The 16,379-nt window shown below is 63.2% G+C and carries 17 protein-coding genes; 10 read left to right on the top strand and 7 right to left on the bottom strand.

All coding sequences use genetic code 11. The features are described from left to right. Positions 1-6 precede the first annotated feature (6 nt). From AB0269_RS14050 to AB0269_RS14025, 6 genes are read right to left on the bottom strand one after another with little or no spacing between them, the layout of a single operon-like run. Positions 7-1,170, bottom strand: coding sequence for a CaiB/BaiF CoA-transferase family protein (locus tag AB0269_RS14050; RefSeq protein WP_366211879.1), 1,164 nt, complete (start codon positions 1,168-1,170; stop codon positions 7-9). After that, positions 1,167-2,042, bottom strand: a complete 876-nt coding sequence (locus tag AB0269_RS14045) for a CoA ester lyase (protein ID WP_366211878.1) — start codon at positions 2,040-2,042, stop codon at positions 1,167-1,169. Before AB0269_RS14045 ends, AB0269_RS14050 begins: the two co-directional genes overlap by 4 nt. Next, a complete protein-coding gene (locus AB0269_RS14040; protein ID WP_366211877.1) occupies positions 2,035-2,598 on the bottom strand; it encodes a MaoC family dehydratase in 564 nt (187 codons plus the stop codon). The genes AB0269_RS14045 and AB0269_RS14040 overlap by 8 nt, the downstream gene beginning before the upstream one ends. Before the next feature lie 49 nt (positions 2,599-2,647). After that, positions 2,648-3,985: a TetR/AcrR family transcriptional regulator gene (locus AB0269_RS14035; RefSeq protein WP_366211876.1), complete on the bottom strand. Its 1,338-nt coding sequence runs from the start codon at positions 3,983-3,985 to the stop codon at positions 2,648-2,650. 39 nt (positions 3,986-4,024) lie between these two features. Further along, positions 4,025-4,435, bottom strand: coding sequence for a MaoC/PaaZ C-terminal domain-containing protein (locus AB0269_RS14030; protein ID WP_366211875.1), 411 nt, complete (start codon positions 4,433-4,435; stop codon positions 4,025-4,027). Then, on the bottom strand, positions 4,432-4,860 hold the full coding sequence (locus tag AB0269_RS14025) for a MaoC family dehydratase N-terminal domain-containing protein (RefSeq protein WP_366211874.1): 429 nt from the start codon (positions 4,858-4,860) through the stop codon (positions 4,432-4,434). Before AB0269_RS14025 ends, AB0269_RS14030 begins: the two co-directional genes overlap by 4 nt. Positions 4,861-4,977: 117 nt before the next feature. Between AB0269_RS14025 and AB0269_RS14020 the strand changes: the two genes are divergently transcribed. The 6 genes from AB0269_RS14020 to AB0269_RS13995 all read left to right on the top strand — a co-directional run bounded on the left by AB0269_RS14020 (position 4,978) and on the right by AB0269_RS13995 (position 10,869). Beyond that, positions 4,978-5,775, top strand: coding sequence for an enoyl-CoA hydratase/isomerase family protein (locus AB0269_RS14020; RefSeq protein ID WP_366211873.1), 798 nt, complete (start codon positions 4,978-4,980; stop codon positions 5,773-5,775). 16 nt (positions 5,776-5,791) lie between these two features. Next, complete coding sequence (locus AB0269_RS14015) at positions 5,792-6,202, top strand: Zn-ribbon domain-containing OB-fold protein (protein WP_366211872.1); 411 nt, start codon at positions 5,792-5,794, stop codon at positions 6,200-6,202. A gap of 48 nt (positions 6,203-6,250) precedes the next feature. Further along, positions 6,251-7,168, top strand: a complete 918-nt coding sequence (locus AB0269_RS14010) for an SDR family NAD(P)-dependent oxidoreductase (protein WP_366211871.1) — start codon at positions 6,251-6,253, stop codon at positions 7,166-7,168. A 4-nt stretch (positions 7,169-7,172) separates the two neighbouring features. Beyond that, positions 7,173-8,699, top strand: a complete 1,527-nt coding sequence (locus tag AB0269_RS14005) for a class I adenylate-forming enzyme family protein (RefSeq protein ID WP_366211870.1) — start codon at positions 7,173-7,175, stop codon at positions 8,697-8,699. Positions 8,700-8,730: 31 nt separating this feature from the next. Further along, on the top strand, positions 8,731-9,159 hold the full coding sequence (locus AB0269_RS14000) for a carboxymuconolactone decarboxylase family protein (RefSeq protein ID WP_366211869.1): 429 nt from the start codon (positions 8,731-8,733) through the stop codon (positions 9,157-9,159). Between the two features lie 96 nt (positions 9,160-9,255). After that, on the top strand, positions 9,256-10,869 hold the full coding sequence (locus tag AB0269_RS13995) for an FAD-dependent oxidoreductase (RefSeq protein WP_366211868.1): 1,614 nt from the start codon (positions 9,256-9,258) through the stop codon (positions 10,867-10,869). 62 nt (positions 10,870-10,931) lie between these two features. Here AB0269_RS13995 and AB0269_RS13990 read toward each other — a convergent pair whose 3' ends face one another. Further along, entirely contained in the window at positions 10,932-11,453 is a 522-nt protein-coding gene (locus AB0269_RS13990) for an HtaA domain-containing protein (RefSeq protein WP_366211867.1), read from the bottom strand. A 267-nt stretch (positions 11,454-11,720) separates the two neighbouring features. Here AB0269_RS13990 and AB0269_RS13985 point away from each other — a divergent pair, with 267 nt between their 5' ends. From AB0269_RS13985 to AB0269_RS13970, 4 genes are read left to right on the top strand one after another with little or no spacing between them, the layout of a single operon-like run. Next, positions 11,721-12,599, top strand: a complete 879-nt coding sequence (locus AB0269_RS13985) for a branched-chain amino acid ABC transporter permease (RefSeq protein WP_366211866.1) — start codon at positions 11,721-11,723, stop codon at positions 12,597-12,599. Continuing rightward, positions 12,596-14,479: a branched-chain amino acid ABC transporter ATP-binding protein/permease gene (locus AB0269_RS13980; protein WP_366211865.1), complete on the top strand. Its 1,884-nt coding sequence runs from the start codon at positions 12,596-12,598 to the stop codon at positions 14,477-14,479. Before AB0269_RS13985 ends, AB0269_RS13980 begins: the two co-directional genes overlap by 4 nt. Further along, positions 14,476-15,210, top strand: a complete 735-nt coding sequence (locus tag AB0269_RS13975) for an ABC transporter ATP-binding protein (protein ID WP_366211864.1) — start codon at positions 14,476-14,478, stop codon at positions 15,208-15,210. Before AB0269_RS13980 ends, AB0269_RS13975 begins: the two co-directional genes overlap by 4 nt. Continuing rightward, complete coding sequence (locus tag AB0269_RS13970; protein ID WP_366211863.1) at positions 15,207-16,115, top strand: SDR family NAD(P)-dependent oxidoreductase; 909 nt, start codon at positions 15,207-15,209, stop codon at positions 16,113-16,115. The genes AB0269_RS13975 and AB0269_RS13970 overlap by 4 nt, the downstream gene beginning before the upstream one ends. The last annotated feature ends 264 nt before the right edge of the window (positions 16,116-16,379 follow it).

Raw genomic sequence — 16,379 nt, 5'->3', positions numbered from 1 at the left:
CCCGTATTATATTGTCTGCTTTCCGTGGGTGGACGTCGGCAGGCCCAATTCACCCAAGATGCGTTCCGTGTCAGCGCCCAGCGCGGGTATCGGATCCATCCGCGAGTCCCATGGAGCCGTCACCGGCGGGACCAGGCTGCGGACGGGTCCCACCGGCGAGTCGACGTCCCGCCACCGGCCCCTGGCCTCCAGCTGCGGATGCTGGGACAGCCCCGCCATGTCGCGCAATTCGGCGTTCGCGATCGCGGCAGAATCCAGCCGAGCCATCGCTTCCGCGCGTGTCAACCGCCGCATGGCCGGCGCGATGACCGCGTCGAGGTCTGCCCTGTGATCGACGCGCGAGGCGTTGCCCGCGAACCGCGAGTCAGTCGCGAGCGCTTCGTCAGCGATCACGTCATCACAGAACCGCCGCCACTCGCGCTCGTTCTGAACCGCGAAGAACACAGTGCCGTCGGCGCATTCATACGGTCCATATGGTGCGATCGTCGCATGGGCCGCGCCCGTGCGCGACGGCGGAGCCCCGCCGTACTCCGCATAGAAGTACGGATGGCTCATCCACTCCGCGAGCGCTTCGAGCATGGATATCTCCAGGCGCTGGCCCTCCCCCGTGATGCCTCGCTGAATGAGGGCCGAGAGCACGCCCGAGTATGCGTACATCCCCGCCGCGATGTCGGCGATCGAGATCCCGACCTTCACGGGATTCTCCAGAGTTCCGGTGATCGAGAGCAAGCCGGCTTCGCACTGGACGAGGAGGTCGTACGCCTTCTTGCTCTGGTACGGACCGGTTTCGCCATATCCGGAGATCGAGACGTGGATCAATCGAGGATTGATCTTCAGAGCCTCATCGGCGCCGAGCCCCATCCGTCCGACAGCTCCAGGAGCGAGATTCTGTACGAAAACGTCCGCACGTTCGATGAGAGCACGTGCCGCCTCCCGGCCCTCTGGCGACTTCAGGTCGAGGACAACCGACTCCTTCGAGCGATTGAGCCACGTGAAGTAGCTCGCCATGCCACGCACCTTCGTGTCGTACCCGCGGGCGAAGTCACCCGACTCCCGCTCCACCTTGATGACACGCGCACCGAGATCGGCGAGCTGGCGGGTCGCGAACGGTGCTGCCACGGCCTGCTCGAACGACACGACGGTGATGCCGTGGAGCGGACCGTGAGTCATCGGTCCGCCCCGATGTTGTCGTGCGCGAATGCCGGTGCGGCGCCGGCGCCTGCATCCGCCTCGGCGAGCACTCTGCGTGCGCGCTCCAAGACAGGCAGGTCGATCATCTGCCCATCGACCCGTGCCGCACCGTCATGATCAGCGGCATCGAGGATCTTCCGCGCGCGCTCCACCTCATCGGGAGTCGGCCGGAACGCGGACGCCACGACGGGTACCTGCCTCGGGTGAATGCACAGCTTCCCGCCCATGCCGAACCGACGGGCGACAGTCGCCGCGGCGCGCGTACGAGCGCTGTCCTCGATGTCGAGGCTCGGCGTGTCGATCGGCGCGGCGATCCCGGCAGCGCGAGAGGCCATGACGAGCCGGGATCTCACAGGTGCGAGCACGTCGTCATCCGCTACGGCGTCGATGTCCAAGGACAGATCGACCGCCCCGAAGGCGAGTCGTACGACGGATGCGGACGCTGCCAGGCCGGCGGCGGCTTCCAGTCCCATGGCACTCTCGACGAGCGCGATCACCGGTGCGTGCAGAATACGAGCCACCTCCTCCAACTCGTCCGCATCCTCGGCTTTGGCCACGACCACGGCCCACGGTGCAACTCCCGACGCGGCCAGTGCCTCGATATCGCGGGCGCCCTCGACGGTCGACGGAGCGCCGATGCGCACGGCGAAACCGCCATCAGCTGCAAGTGCGACTGCCGTCTCCCGACGCGCTCGTTCTTTCTCGGACGCTGCGACGGCATCCTCGAGGTCGATGATCACAGCATCCGCGCCACTCGATCGCGCTTTCGAGAATCGTTCGGGTCGGTCGCCAGGAACGAACAGCCATGTCCTGGCTCGCCGCACAGCGGCGAGGGACGCGATCTCAGACATCGGTCACACCGTGCACCGAGGGAAGGCTCGACTCGTCGGGACGAGGCGTCGGATTCACCGGTGCGAACCCTCGTCGGTAGACCATGAACGTTCGCTTGTAGCTGATGACGACGACCCCGTCCTGGTTGAAGCCCTCGGTCGCGACCGTGACGATGCCCACGTTCTCTCGTGACTTCGACGTCCGCTTCTCCAGAACCTTGGAGCGTGAGTAGATCGTGTCGCCGTCGAAGACCGGGGCAGGCAACCGAATCTCGTCCCAACCGAGGTTCGCCATGACATTGAACGAGAGGTCGATCACGGACTGACCGGTGACGAGCGCGAGGATGAACGTCGAGTTGACCAGGGGCTTGCCGAACTCGGTCTGCGAGGATGCCACATGATCGAAGTGCACCTTCGCGGTGTTCTGTGTCAGCAGTGTGAACCACTGATTGTCGGTGTCGGTGACGGTCTTGCCCAATGGATGGTAGTAGACATCCCCCGGCTCGAAGTCCTCGAAGAATCGACCTGTCCAGCCTTCGTTTCCGATTCGACTACCCTGCACCTCTGCCTCGGACATGATCGCCTTCCCATCGTATTCAGGCGAAGTCCTCGCCGCCCTGACTATATTATATTGTAAATACTCCCCGCCCGAACAATGCACGGTCGAGCAGGTCGGTGATGAGCCGTGCCATGTCGTCGCGGCTGCGTGACTGCCGGTTGAGCTCGAAAGCATCGGGAACCTGGTCGAACAACGCGATCAGGAAGACCTCAGAGCTGCGCAGATCGAGCGGATGTCCTCGGTCGATGCCTCCTAACTGGATGAAGAGGGCGCGCTGGATTGCCTCGACGACTGCTGTCCGCAGCCCCAGGAGCTGATCCGACTCCGGCGAGCGCTCCATCCAGACACGGTACACGCTGCGGTACTCTTCACTGAGCGCGAGGGTGGATCGGCACCACTCCGGGAACTCAGTTCCGTAGGCCGCGGGAGTCATGTGCTCCAGCCTGCGTGCACCGGCGATGGATTCCTGGGCGCACAGGTCTGCGAGCGCGGTGAGCAGCTCGAGCTTCGCATCGAAATACTTGTAGAACGTCCCGCGAGCGAATCCTGCTTCCGTCACGACATCGTCGATGCTTGCGCGCTGGTAGCCCAGCGATGCGAAGGTCCGGGCCGCCGACGCCACCAGGACACGAACCGTGCCGGCGCTGCGCGCGGTGAGTCCGTTGGTCTTCTCACGGTAGGGAGCAGGAAGCGAAGTCGGCTCACGTGTGCCGAGCCGCCCTCCCACGCGTTGCACGTTCCAGCGCCGCGGTACATCACGGCCGCCTCGCGTCGCTTCAGGTGGCGTGGATGGGAAGAGCATCAGCTGCACGAGCACGGCGAAGTAGTAGTCCTGCTCGGGCGTGTCCTCCCGGTCCACCCCGCGCATCTGCCGCACGTAGTTCCAGCGCAGGATGACGTTCGTGAGAACGATCGCGGTGTCGTGGACATCCACACCGGTCACGCCGCCTTCGGCAAGACGCTGCGCCACTCGACGGTTGAAGCGCGTGTTGAAGTGGCTGACGAGGGCGCCCACCGGTGCGCCCGGCGCGTCGATGTTCGCCCACTCGATGAACATCGTCGCGTATCGCTCGTACACGCGGGACCATTCGCCGAGCCACCAGCGCAGATTCGCGAAACCCTGGGCGCCCGGGCCGAGGGCGCCCAGCTTGCGGATGACTTCGACCACCGCCGCACCGCAGACTTCGAGGAGCTCGACGAAGAGTTGTTCCTTACTCTCGAAATACTGGTATAGCGTCGCGCGGGAGATGCCGACCGCTGCGACGATGTCCTGGATCGTCGTCGAGTGATAGCCCTTCTCGGCGAACAGCTCAAGAGCTGAGCTGAGGATGTTGTCGTGCGTCTGCGCACCGCGCAGACCCACGTCCGGGCTGGTCGGTCCGTAGCTCGAACGCCGCTGGCCCATCTCGCCCTCCGCTCTCTCCGTTACGCTCGGGCCTCGCTCTCAGCGCTCGAGGAGGAACTCGGCCTCTCCCAGTATCGCAACCGCGCCGGTCTGCCGCGTCAGCGTGAGCGACGCCACGATCCGATGGCCCGAGTCGACCTCTTCGATCGAGGTCACCTCACCCGCGCAGCTGAGGACATCGCCTGGCCAGACGATGTCGCGGAAGCGGACGTGAAAACGGCGAAGCCGTTCAGCGCCCAGCCAGTCCCCGGCGAACGCGGACAGCAGTGCCGCCGAGTGCATGCCCTGGGAGAAGACGGTGGGATAGCCCGCCTTCTCCGCGAAATCGCGGTCGTAATGCATGGGATTGAGGTCCCCTGATGCTCCCGAGTAGCGCACAAACATCTCCGTGGTCATCGGTCCGAACTCGCGATCCGGCGCGACATCGCCGATCTTCGGAATGGTGCTCATTCCTGATCTCCCTTCGCCTCACGTCCGATGAACGTCGATCGCATCTCCGCCACCGCCGCACCCGTCTGATTGCGGAACTCGGTCGTGACGATCACGAACTCCATGACTCCGCCGCGTTTGCCCGCCTTCTCGAACCGGTCGCTCACCCATTCCTGGACGGTCAGCACATCGCCGACGCGCGGCGGATCGGTGTGGAACACGAATTCCTGCTCACCGTGCAGCAGCCGTGCCCGGGGGATGCCGTGCTGAGCGCGACCGTCGTCCGGCGCCCACCGCCACGCAGTGATGAGGAAGGCGGGCGGCACGATCGCATTTTCGCCCTCGTAGGCAAGGTTGTCAGATTGCATCGCCTGCGCGAACGCCCGCACTGCTCCGCGTTCTACTACGAATTCGTATGATTCGGCCTTCTTCTCGAGACTCGTCACAATCACACGGCTCCTTCCAGCGTTAGTGAAGTTGATCAGTTGGTGACACTAGTGCCAGAATAGCCGCAAGCAGCGCAGTATCGCGCTCCCACCCATGAGGATCGGAGACCTCGGGCCATGGCCGAAGAACAACACGCCATCCTGACGACCGAAGCGGACGGCATCGCGACCATCACGATCAATCGGCCGACGGCAGGCAACGCATTGCGGACCGTCGACCGGGACGCACTGATCGCTGCACTCTCGCATGCGCACCGCGTCGCCGACATTCGCGCGGTGGTCATCCGCTCGGAAGGCAAGCACTTCTGCGCGGGCGCCGATGTCTCCGGTATCGGGGGAACAGATGATCCGGTCGTCGGAGACATCACCCGGCGCATCATGGGCGGAGCGCAGCAGCTGATCGCCGCGATCCTCGATTGCGACAAGCCGGTCGTCAGCGTCGTCCAGGGCGCGGCGGCGGGCATGGGCGCGCATATCGCGTACGCTTCCGACTTCGTCGTCGCATCCTCGCAGGCGACGTTCATCGAATCGTTCATTCTCCGCGGGCTCACGGTCGACGCGGGTGGCGCGTACCTGCTTCCGCGACTCATCGGAATGCAGAAGGCCAAAGAACTCGCTCTCCTGGGAGAAAAGCTGGGAGCGAGTGAGGCGCACGCCCTCGGACTGGTCAACCGAGTCGTCGAGCCCTCGAACCTGGATGCGGCCGCGTCCGAGCTGGCCGAGCGGATCGCCTCCGGTCCCACCACCGCGATCGCACTGACGAAGCGACTCTTCAACGCTTCACTCGACGGCGATCGAGCCGCGTCCTTCCTGGCCGAAGGCCTTGTACAGGAACTGCAGTCCCACTCGGCGGACACGCACGAAGGCCTGCAGTCCTTCATCGAACGACGCCCCGCAGCGTTCCGCGGGCGCTGAGCGAGAGGAGAACCAGATGACCGCGCGGAGCGATCTTCCTACCATCGAAGCCGACAGCCGTCCGTTCTGGGACGCAGTGCGAGACGAGGGCGTCTTCCTGATCGTGCACTGCCGCGACTGCGGCCTGGTGCATCACTATCCACGCCCGTTCTGCCCACGCTGCTGGAGCGGCGAAGTCGAATGGGTCCCGGCGAGCGGCTCGGCCACGCTCTACACGTACTCAGTCGTCCACGTCAACGACCTGCCGCCGTTCCGCGAGCAACTGCCCTACGTCGCAGCGGTTGTCGAACTCGCGGAGGGACCGCGGGTCATGACCCGACTGGTCGACTGCGATCCGGAACACCTCGAGGTCGGAATGGATCTCACGATGACCGTTCACCGCCTCACCGAAGACATCTCGATCCCGCTTTTCGCCCCCGCGCACTGACGCGGATCTCGTCAGACAGTACACATCGACGCAAGGAACACAGAGCACATGACAGGTCTTCTCGACGGAAAAGTCGCCATCGTCACCGGAGCGGGTCACGGCATCGGCCGGGGACACGCTCTCGAGCTCGCCAAGCATGGCGCGCGCATCGTTGTCAATGACCTCGGCACCTCCGTGAAGGGCGAGGGATCGGGCCGAGACGCCGACACCGTCGTCGACATCATCAAGGCCAGGGGCGGTCAGGCAGTCCCCGACTACGCGGATGTCGGCGATGAGGACCAGGTCGAGGCGATGGTGGCGAAAGCCTGGTCGGAGTTCGGTCGCGCGGACATCCTCGTCAACAACGCCGGCATCGTGCGGGACAAGGCCATCTGGAATATGCCCGCCGCCGATTTCGATATCGTGATGCGCGTGCACGTCCGCGGCACTTGGCTGGCGAGCCGCGCCGTCGTGCGGCGCTGGCGAGAGGAGGCCAAGTCCACGGGCTCGACGTACGGCCGCATCATCAACACCGTCTCGGGAGCCGGACTGCTCGGACACTTCGGCCAGTCCAACTACGCGACAGCGAAATCGGCGATCGCGGGCCTCACACTCACGACGAGCCTCGAACTGGCGAGCACCGGCGTCACCGTCAACGCGATCGGGCCTGGCGGACTCACTCGCATCTCGGCGACCATGCCAGGACAGGCCGCGCCCCTCGAGCCGGATGAACGACCCGAGGGCGAATACGATCCGCAGGATCCATCCAACTGCTCTCCTGTCGTCGCCTGGCTCGCCAGCCCCGAAGCCGGTCATGTCTCCGGACAGGTGATCCGCGCGATGGAGGACAAGATCTATCTCATGGGTGGATGGACCGAAGACGCCGTCGTGGCGAATGGGGAAAAGCGGTGGGATGCCACCAAGCTCGGGCAGGTGTTCGCGACCGATGTCTTCAAGACCCGCGCTCCCGGGCTCCGCTTCGGCTGACTCCATGTCCAGTTCGCCGACGCTTCAGGGCCGTTTCGACCATCTCGGAGCGGCCCTGTCTGCGGCGGCCGAACAGTTCGGTGATCGTGACGCCTATGTGGACGGCAGGACTCGATTGACCTTCGCCGAGTGGGACCGCACATCGATCTCGCTCGCAGGTGAGCTCCGCCGTCGTGGTGTCGGGCGAGGAGACGTCGTCGCGATCGGCTTGCCGTCCTCGGCGGCCTTCGCGATCTGCTACGTCGCCGCGGTGCGTATCGGCGCCATCGCCACCGGGATCAACACCCGGCTCGGCCGCCGCGAGATCGCCGGGATCCTGCGGCAGTCCGCCGCCCGACTTCTGATCGGCGACGTCACGACCGACACCGCCATCGAGACGATCGAGCAGCATGAACTCGATGAGCTGCTGGGTGCGCGCAGCGTTCTCGATGCCACGACTCAGGCCGAGTGGGGAAAGGAACCGGGCATCGGTCGCCACGACCCGGCTGTCATTATCTGGACCAGCGGCACGACGGGAGCGCCAAAGGGCGCGTGGTACGACCACGCAGGGCTGGAAGCGGCTGTGCACTCATCGGGCGTCATGAGTGCGCCGTTCGATCGCCGCCTAGTCGCCACGCCGTTCGCGCACGCAGGATACATGGCGAAGGTCTGGGATCAGATCGCATGGGCGATCGCCTTCATCGTTCCGCCGCAACCGTGGTCGGCGGCATCCACTGCCTTGTTCCTGCGCGAAGAACGGGTCACGGTCGCGAGCCTGGTTCCCACCCAGTGGGCGAAGATGCTCGAGCATGAGGGCGGCCACCGGCCATTTCCCCACCTGCGGCTGGGAACGTCCGCAACGGCACCGGCCTCGCCCGATCTCATCGAGCAGGTCCAGAAGCGGTTCGAGGTGCCGCTTGTCGTACGTTATGCGATGACCGAGTCGCCGAGCATCACCGGTACCGAGATCAACGAACCGCCTCATATCCAGTTCCGCACCGTGGGACGTCCGCAGGCCGGTATGGACATCCGCCTCGTCGACGATCTCGGCGCCGCGGTGCCCGTCGGCGAAGTCGGCAACGTCGAGGTGCACGGCGCCTGTCTGATGCGCGGTTACTGGCACGACGAGGAGACGACGCGCAAGGCCCTCACGGATGACGGATGGCTTCGCACCGGCGATCTCGGCTACCGTTCTCCCCGCGGCCATCTCCTGCTGACCGGTCGGCGGGGCGAGATGTACATCCGCGGTGGATACAACGTGTACCCACTCGAGGTCGAGCGGGTGCTTTCGACGCACCTGCTCGTCGGCGAGAGCGCCGTGATCGGGATCCCGGCGCCCGTGATCGGAGAGATCGGTGTGGCGTTCGTGGTCCCTTCCGGCGACCCGGCCCCCACGCTCGAGGACCTGCGCGACCACGTGCGATCGGAACTCGCCGATTACAAAGCACCGGATCGACTCGTGTTGCTGGAAGCGCTACCACGCACGGCGATGATGAAGGTGGATCGTCATGTTCTTGTAGCAAATTTGAACTGCACTACATATAATATTTAGTTAGCGCCTACTGGATCGAGGAGAACAGAAGATGGACGACGAAGAGTTCACCATCGAGAAACGTCTTGAGCGGGGGCGCGAATTCGCGGACCGGATGAGGCCGGGAATGAACCAATTCCTTGTCGAGCACTTTAACGGTCCATCAGCGGATTTCGGCCGCTACCTGACGGAATGGGCTTTCGGGGAGGTGTGGCAGCGTGAGGGCCTGAGCATCCGCGATCGCGAGATCGCAATCCTCGGCGTTCTCATTGGCGGTGGTTATCTCAAGGAGGTACGTGCTCATGTCCGGATCGCCGTCAATCTTGGCCTCACACGCAATGAGGTCGCCGAGATCGCCATGCAGTCTGCGCTTTACGTCGGAATGCCGCGCGCAGGGGAAATATTCGCACTCATCGAGGAAGCGTTGCCCATCGAGCAGTTCGATATTGAAGGTCGGCCTCTCGCCTCGTGGCCCGGGTAGGTCGCCTGGTATGGAACTGGTAACAGCAAGGTTATATAGCATAAACTGCGCGCCAATAAAGCCCTTTGAACTGAGATTTCCCCGAACGGAGCAAAGATGACGGAATCCTTTGATGTAGTGGTGCTCGGTAGCGGCATCGCCGGTCTCACTGCGGCGTTTACGGCCGCCTCAAAGGGGCTTTCTGTTGCGGTTCTCGAAAAATGGGACAAGCTCGGTGGAAGCACCGCATGGTCGGCTGGCCAGATCTGGATCGCCAACAATCCCTACGAAACCGAGGCCGGGATCGACGACTCCGAGCAGGACGCTGTCGACTATCTCATGTCCCTCAGCCGCGGAATCCTGGATGAAGAGGTCGCCAGGAATCTCGCGCGCAACGGCCCGCGCGTTCTCGACTACCTCGATGAAGTAGGCAAGATCGGTCTGTACATTGTGAACGACGTGCCCGATTACCATCCCTCAAACCCTGGAGGAAAACCGGGGGGCGGACGCACTCTGGAGATGCCACTTTTCCCCTTTTCAGAGCTCGGAGAGTGGGCGGATAAGGTGACGATGAGCCCTTATCTGCCAAAGAATTTCAAATCCACGGAGACGATGCTCGGCGCAGTGGTGCCGCAACCGCCCAGCGCGGAAGAGCTCAAGCGCCGCGAAATCACGGATGAGCGCGGCATGGGGCAGGCCATAATCGGCTGGCTGCTCAAATTGTGCCTCGACAACGGCGTCGTCGTCTACACGGAGCACCGCGCGACGCAACTCGTTGAAACGGACGGACGCATCACCGGTGTCATCGCGCAAACTCCCGCCGGCGAGAATCAGTTCGACGGTTCGAGGGGGGTGATTCTCGCGACCGGGGGATTCGAGTGGAACGAGAACCTCAAGAAGACGTTCCTTCGCGGCCCGCTCAATCTGCCTGTAACTGTCCCGACGAGCGAAGGCGATGGTCTTTACATGGCGCGAAAGGTCGGTGCCGATCTTCAGAACATGAGGGAGGCCTGGTGGTCGCCTATTGCCGAACTGCCAGCCGGTGTGAATTCAATGAACCGCGCGATGGTGAGTTCCGACCGCACTCGCCCACGTTCGATCATGGTCAACCGGGCGGGTCGACGTTTTGCCAACGAAGCTGCCTCATACAACGCACTAGGTGGAGCTTTGCATCAGGAAGACGTAGCAAGTTTCTCATATGCGAATCTGCCGGCCTACCTGGTCTTTGACCAGGGGTACATGGACCTTTACGGCTCCGTGGGAGCGCCCGCCGATGCTGAACATCCATGGCTCAAGTCTGCCGAGACGCTCGCGGACCTTGCGGTCGAGATCGACGTTCCTGCCGACGTACTCGTCGCGACCGTCGAGCGTTGGAATGCGAACGTCGCCAGCGGCCATGACCCCGATTTCCACCGCGGTGAGAGTGCTCACGACTTGTGGTGGGGCGACCCCTATAAGAAGGGCACGATTGAAGGGACGCTCGGGCCGATCGACAAAGGGCCGTTCTACGCGTTGGAAGTGAACATCGGATCACTGGGCACGAAGGGCGGGCCGAGAACAGACGAGCACACACGAGTCATCGACCTTGATGGGAATGTCATCGAAGGCCTCTACGCGGCAGGCAACGTCTCTTCCCCACTCGGCATGGCGTACACGGGCGCTGGCGGAACCCTCGGACCATGCCTTGTCTACGGCTTCCTCGCCGGTGAGCACGTCTCACACATCATCTAGCGCCACCGCAGCGTCCTGACCCGAGACACTAGGGCCCGACGCGACCGGAGAGGTCCACAGACTCAATCTGTGAAAAGCGTCAATGTCCATGGGTCCAGCATGCTCCCTTCGGGGTAGACATCACCAAGCAGAGCGGCGCCGGCGCCGGTGAGCTTCACCGCCTTCGCCGTTCGCCGAGTTGGGCCCGTCATCCAGATGGACGATGCCAGGCTGCTCCCGAAAGGGATGCGTTCTGCAAGAGTCTCATCGAGATTGTCCGACACGGAAAGTACTACCGAATCACCATCGCGCTCAAGACGGGGATGAGCGATTTCGAACCGCAGAAGGCCGTTGTATCCGGTGAACCGCACTGCGCCACCGAAGTCGAGAGGCTCATCCAGATCGCCGACGCGATGATCCGCAAGAGCCGACGTCAGAGGAAAACCGAAACCCCCGGAACTGAGGCGCTCCGCGCCATCAAGCACGCGAATTTCCCCCCCGGGCAGACCCTCCACGTAAGAGCGCAGACTCTCTCTCACGCCCCAGCGCAGCACCCCTCTGGATTCCCAGATGGTTCCCGGTCGATCGGCATCGTCGTCCGCCATGAGCACTCCTTTTGCGTCGTTGGGGCGAGTTCAGACTCGCATGCCACACGTCTGGATCCTATCCGACTGAAACTCAACATGATGCAGAATATCTAATTCTGCGATAGGCTAGGCAACGTCACCGCGCCTCTGTGACCCTGATCCTCTCCGAGGCCAGCCGACAAGCACGATTCCGAACCACGAAGGAGTGAATATGATGGCCGATCCGCCAGGGGCCGAGCCCGGACCCGGTCTTGACATCGCGCATCCTGGTCGGAGGGCGTGCAAATGCTCGTAACGTTGATCGCGGGTTTGGCGATCGGCGCCGCGTACACGATGGTCGCCGTCGGATACAACCTCACGTGGTTGACATCCAAGACTGTGAACTTCGCCTATGGCGCATTCATCGTCGCAGGAATGTTCCTCAGCGTGTACCTCTACAACGCCGGGTTACCACTGATCATCGTCTTCGCGGTCCTGGCACTCTCGGGGTCGATCGTCGCCATCATCGAGTATCTCATCGCCATTCGCCCCCTCGAGGGCCGGGGCGATCATGCCGAACTGGTGACGACCGTCGGTGTCACCACTGCGATCCAGGGCACTATCCTGCTGCTTTCGCCAAGCGAAGACGCCGTGAGAGTACCCTTCCTCAACAACGAAGGCTGGAATGCGATGATCCCGATGCCCGGCGGTGGACGCATCGCCGTGGCTGAGATCGTCCTCATCGCCGTCTCGGTTACAGTCGCTCTGCTCGCCCACTTCTGGGCTACTCGCACCAGGTCCGGCCTGGCGGCCCTCGCGCAATCGGAGGACCGCGACGCCGCACTCGTGCTCGGCGTTAGGCCCAAGCGCATGGCCTTCGTTGGCTTCATGATCTCGGGCGCCATCGGATTCGCGCTGGCGCCGTTCGTTGGCCCCGTGACGTTCGCCGTCGTCGAGATCGCGTTCATGCTGGCACTCAAGGGCTTCGTCGTCCTCGCCATTGGCGGAATGGGGAGCCAACTCGGTGCGCTGCTTGGCGGACTCGGACTCGGACTCGTCGAGGCCCTCGTGATCCGCTTCACCGGGTCGTCGTACCAGAACCTCGCCGTATTCATCATCTTCATTGCGACACTTCTGTTGCGACCGCAAGGCCTCTTCGGCCATGCAAGGGAGCGAGTGGTATGACTCTCACCTCACCGATCAAGACCGTCTCCGATAGCAAGATCCCGGCGTGGGCTCTTCCCTCCGGATGGATTGTCGTCACAGCATTCCTCGCGCTCGCCCCTGTAATGGGCCTGCTCGGCGGCGCGTGGATGCGGCAGATCCTCCTCGTGATGCTCATGGCCCTGATCGTCAGCGGACTGAACATCAGCTGGGGATTCGCCGGTGAACTGTCCTTCGCCTCGGCTGCCATGTACGCGGCAGGCGCCTACACGACCGCCTACTTCGCCATGAACTTGTGGAACGATCTGGTGATCGCGCTCGTCGCTTCCGCGATCTCCGGCCTTATACTCGGGCTCATATCCGGCATCCCGGGATTGCGGCTGGGCGGTTGGATGCTGGCCACCTCGTCGCTGTTCCTCGTGCTCCTCGTTCCCGACATCGTCGACATATTCGAAGAGCAGCTCGGTGGAGACCAGGGACTTCCCGGCATTCCACGCGCATCGATCTTCGGCTTCCAGCTCGACAACATCGGCCTCTACGTGGCGACGATCATCATCACGAGCCTGTGGTTCGTGCTCTATCGCAACCTGGTCAAGTCCCGCACCGGCAACGCGTTCGCCGTGATGCGTCACAGCTCGATCCTCTCGAACTCGGTTGGCATTTCGGTATACAGCCTGAAGCTCAAGGCATACTCGATCGCAGGCCTCCCTGCAGCGCTCGCCGGATGTCTATTCGCCTACCTCGACGGTTTCATCGCCCCTGAGGCTTTCGGAGTGAACTTCACGATCGGTGTCCTGGCCGCCGCGATCCTCGGCGGCCGACGGAGCATCTACGGGGTTTTCCTCGGCGCTGCGATCATGCAGCTGGGTCCGCTGCGCACGACGGTCTTCGGTGACTTCGCTCTAATCGTCTACGGCATCCTCCTCGTCGCAGTCGGCGTGCTGCTCCCCGGAGGTCTCGGTGGCGCGTTTACTGAGTTGCGCTCGCGACTCTCCCGCGGTCGCGAGAAATTGACAACGAAGCGATCCGCCACTGCGCCGACCGATCCCGTGGTCGGGAAGATCCCCGGCAAGGTGCTCGCTGTGAGCGGCGTGTCGAAAAACTTCGGTGGTCTCGCTGCATTGAGTGACGTCTCCTTTGAGGCCTCACCTGGCGAGGTCGTAGCTCTGATCGGACCCAACGGGTCGGGCAAGACGACACTGCTCAACGTGATCAACGGCTTCTACAACACAGATGCCGGAAATGTGAAGCTCGGCGACGCGACCATCAGCTCCCTATCCGCGAGTCGCACAGCCGGTTCCGGCGTGACCCGCACGTTCCAGACGCCCTCTGTCCCTGACCTGACGGTGCGGGAAGCAGTCGCCACAGCTCTGTACAGCCGTGATCGCGTCAGCATCATCGAGACGATGCTTCGCCTCCCGCGTTATCGCGCCGCAGTGGCGCGCGATCGTGAGGAAGTCGATCTGATTCTCGAAGCTACCGGACTCTCGGACGTCGCGGACGCCCAGGCGACCTCACTGCCCTTGGGCACGCGACGGATGCTCGAACTCGCGCGGTCTCTCGTGAGCCGTCCCGCACTCGTCCTCCTGGACGAGATCGCCTCCGGTCTCGATGAAGAAGAGATTGCATCGCTTTCTGCGATCATCCGCGCTGTCCGTGACGCCGGTGGGACAGTGCTCCTAGTCGAACACAACTTCTCGCTGGTGCGCGATCTTGCCGACCGGGTCGTCGTACTCTCGCAGGGGCGACTGGTGACGACGGGCACACCCGATGAGATCTCCACACACCCGGAGGTGATCCAGCACTACCTCGGCGAACCAGTCGAAAGCGCTGCATCGGCCTCACTGCCGAACGCTACCGATGAGGACGAACACTTCCTCGAGGGACAGGACTCGAAATGACCCATGCACTGGAAGTCGTCGACCTCACATGTGGATATGGTGATCTCACTGTTGTGCGGAATGTCTCGCTCACCGTCGAACCCGCCACGATTACCGCTGTACTCGGTCGTAACGGGGCAGGCAAGACGACGACACTTCGGGCCATCGCGGGTCTCCTCCCACTGAAGTCCGGAGAAGTTCGACTGCACGGAGAGTCGATAAACGGCGTGCCTGCGTATGCGAGGCGCAGACTCGGCTTCGGATACGTGCAGGAGAATAAGCGCATCTTCCGCCAACGCACCGTCGAAGAGAATCTCCTCATGGGTGTCTACGGACTCGGTATGAAGCGGGCGGAGGAGCAACGCCGCATCCGAGAGGCCTATGATCGGTTCCCCATCCTCAGCGAACGCCACGACCAGCCTGCGGGCTATCTCAGCGGCGGTCAGCAGCAGATGCTCGCGATCGGGCAGGCATTGCTAAGCAAGCCCTCGGTTCTCATGCTAGATGAGCCGTCTTCGGGATTGGCGCCCTCAATCGTCAACGAAGTCATGCAGACCGTGCGCAACCTGAGGGATGAAGAGGGAATGTCGGTCCTGCTGATCGAGCAGGTCGTGAGCACCACCCTCGCTGTGGCAGACAACGTCGTCGTCCTGGACATCGGTCGAGTCATGCACGCGGGGCCGGCAGATTACCCCGGCCTTGCTCAGATCGTGGAGAACGCATACATGGCAAACACGAGGGAAGATTCATGACATCGGGCATTCTCGAAGGCAAAGTTGCCATCATCACCGGGGCCGGCAGAGGAATCGGACGGGCGCACGCCCTCGAACTTGCATCTCAGGGCGCCGCGGTCGTGGTGAACGACGCGGGAGTCTCCGTCAGCGGAGATCGGGGTTCCGTCGTTCCCGCCCAGGGCGTCGTCGACGAGATCCGCGAACGCGGCGGTTCAGCCGTCGCCGCATCTGGGTCCGTCACGTCCCCCGACGATTGCGCGGAGACGGTAGAGCTCGCCCTGCGGGAGTTCGGCCATCTGGACATCGTCGTGAACAACGCTGGAATCCTGCGTAACGCTCCGCTGATCGATACCTCCCCGGAGGACTTCGATGCTGTGGTGTCAGTCCATTTACGTGGCACATTCCTCATGGTCCGGGAAGCGGCCAGGCACTGGTCCGCGCACCCGGGCACCGGACGGCGCATCATCAACACGACGTCATCGACTGGCATGCTTGGGGAGCCTGGCCAGTCAGGCTATTCTGCAGCCAAAGCCGGTATCCTCGGCCTGACGATGACTGCGGCGAAAGAACTCGGCGAGTACGGTGCAACGTGCAACGCGATCTCGCCCGTGGCCATCACCCGCATGACCGAGCAGTTCGCTTCGGCGTGGGGCGGCGTGTCGGAAGACGCCTTCACCCCCTTCGATCCTCGCAACGCAAGCCCGGTGGTCGCCTACCTTGCCTCAGATGCGGCAGGGTGGCTCAACGGCCAGGTGCTGCGTGTCGAAGGCAATTCCGTCATCCGAATGAGCGGCTGGTCACGAGGTTCCCGCTGGGACGGCCGCGCGGGCGAGTTCTTGACGACTTCTGAACTTGCGTCGGCGGTGCCGCAGCTATATGGTACGTTCCCAGCTCCCATGCTCTCCGACCCTGGGAACAGATGATACGGCCGACATAGAATCCGCCCCTGCTTCGCCGTCGAGCAAGATAGGGGCGGGCCGTTGTCTACATGCGCACAGCTGATCGCACGCGGCAGGCTACAGGAACGCCGCAACTCGCTTGCAAGCGGCGCAGAACGCAACACTGTCGTCGCTGGTCGCGCCCGCATGCGCCTAGGCCGTGTTGATTAAGTCGGTCTTGATCCAGATGAGGGTCGAGGAGAGGCAGATGGCAGCGCGGTAGTTTCGGGCGAGTTTGTCTGATCGCAT

Origin of the sequence: Microbacterium sp. NPDC077644 (assembly GCF_040702785.1) — a bacterium.
Lineage (GTDB): Bacteria > Actinomycetota > Actinomycetes > Actinomycetales > Microbacteriaceae > Microbacterium.
Note: the sequence above shows the minus strand (reverse complement) of the source record. Positions and strands in the feature narration are given on the sequence as shown.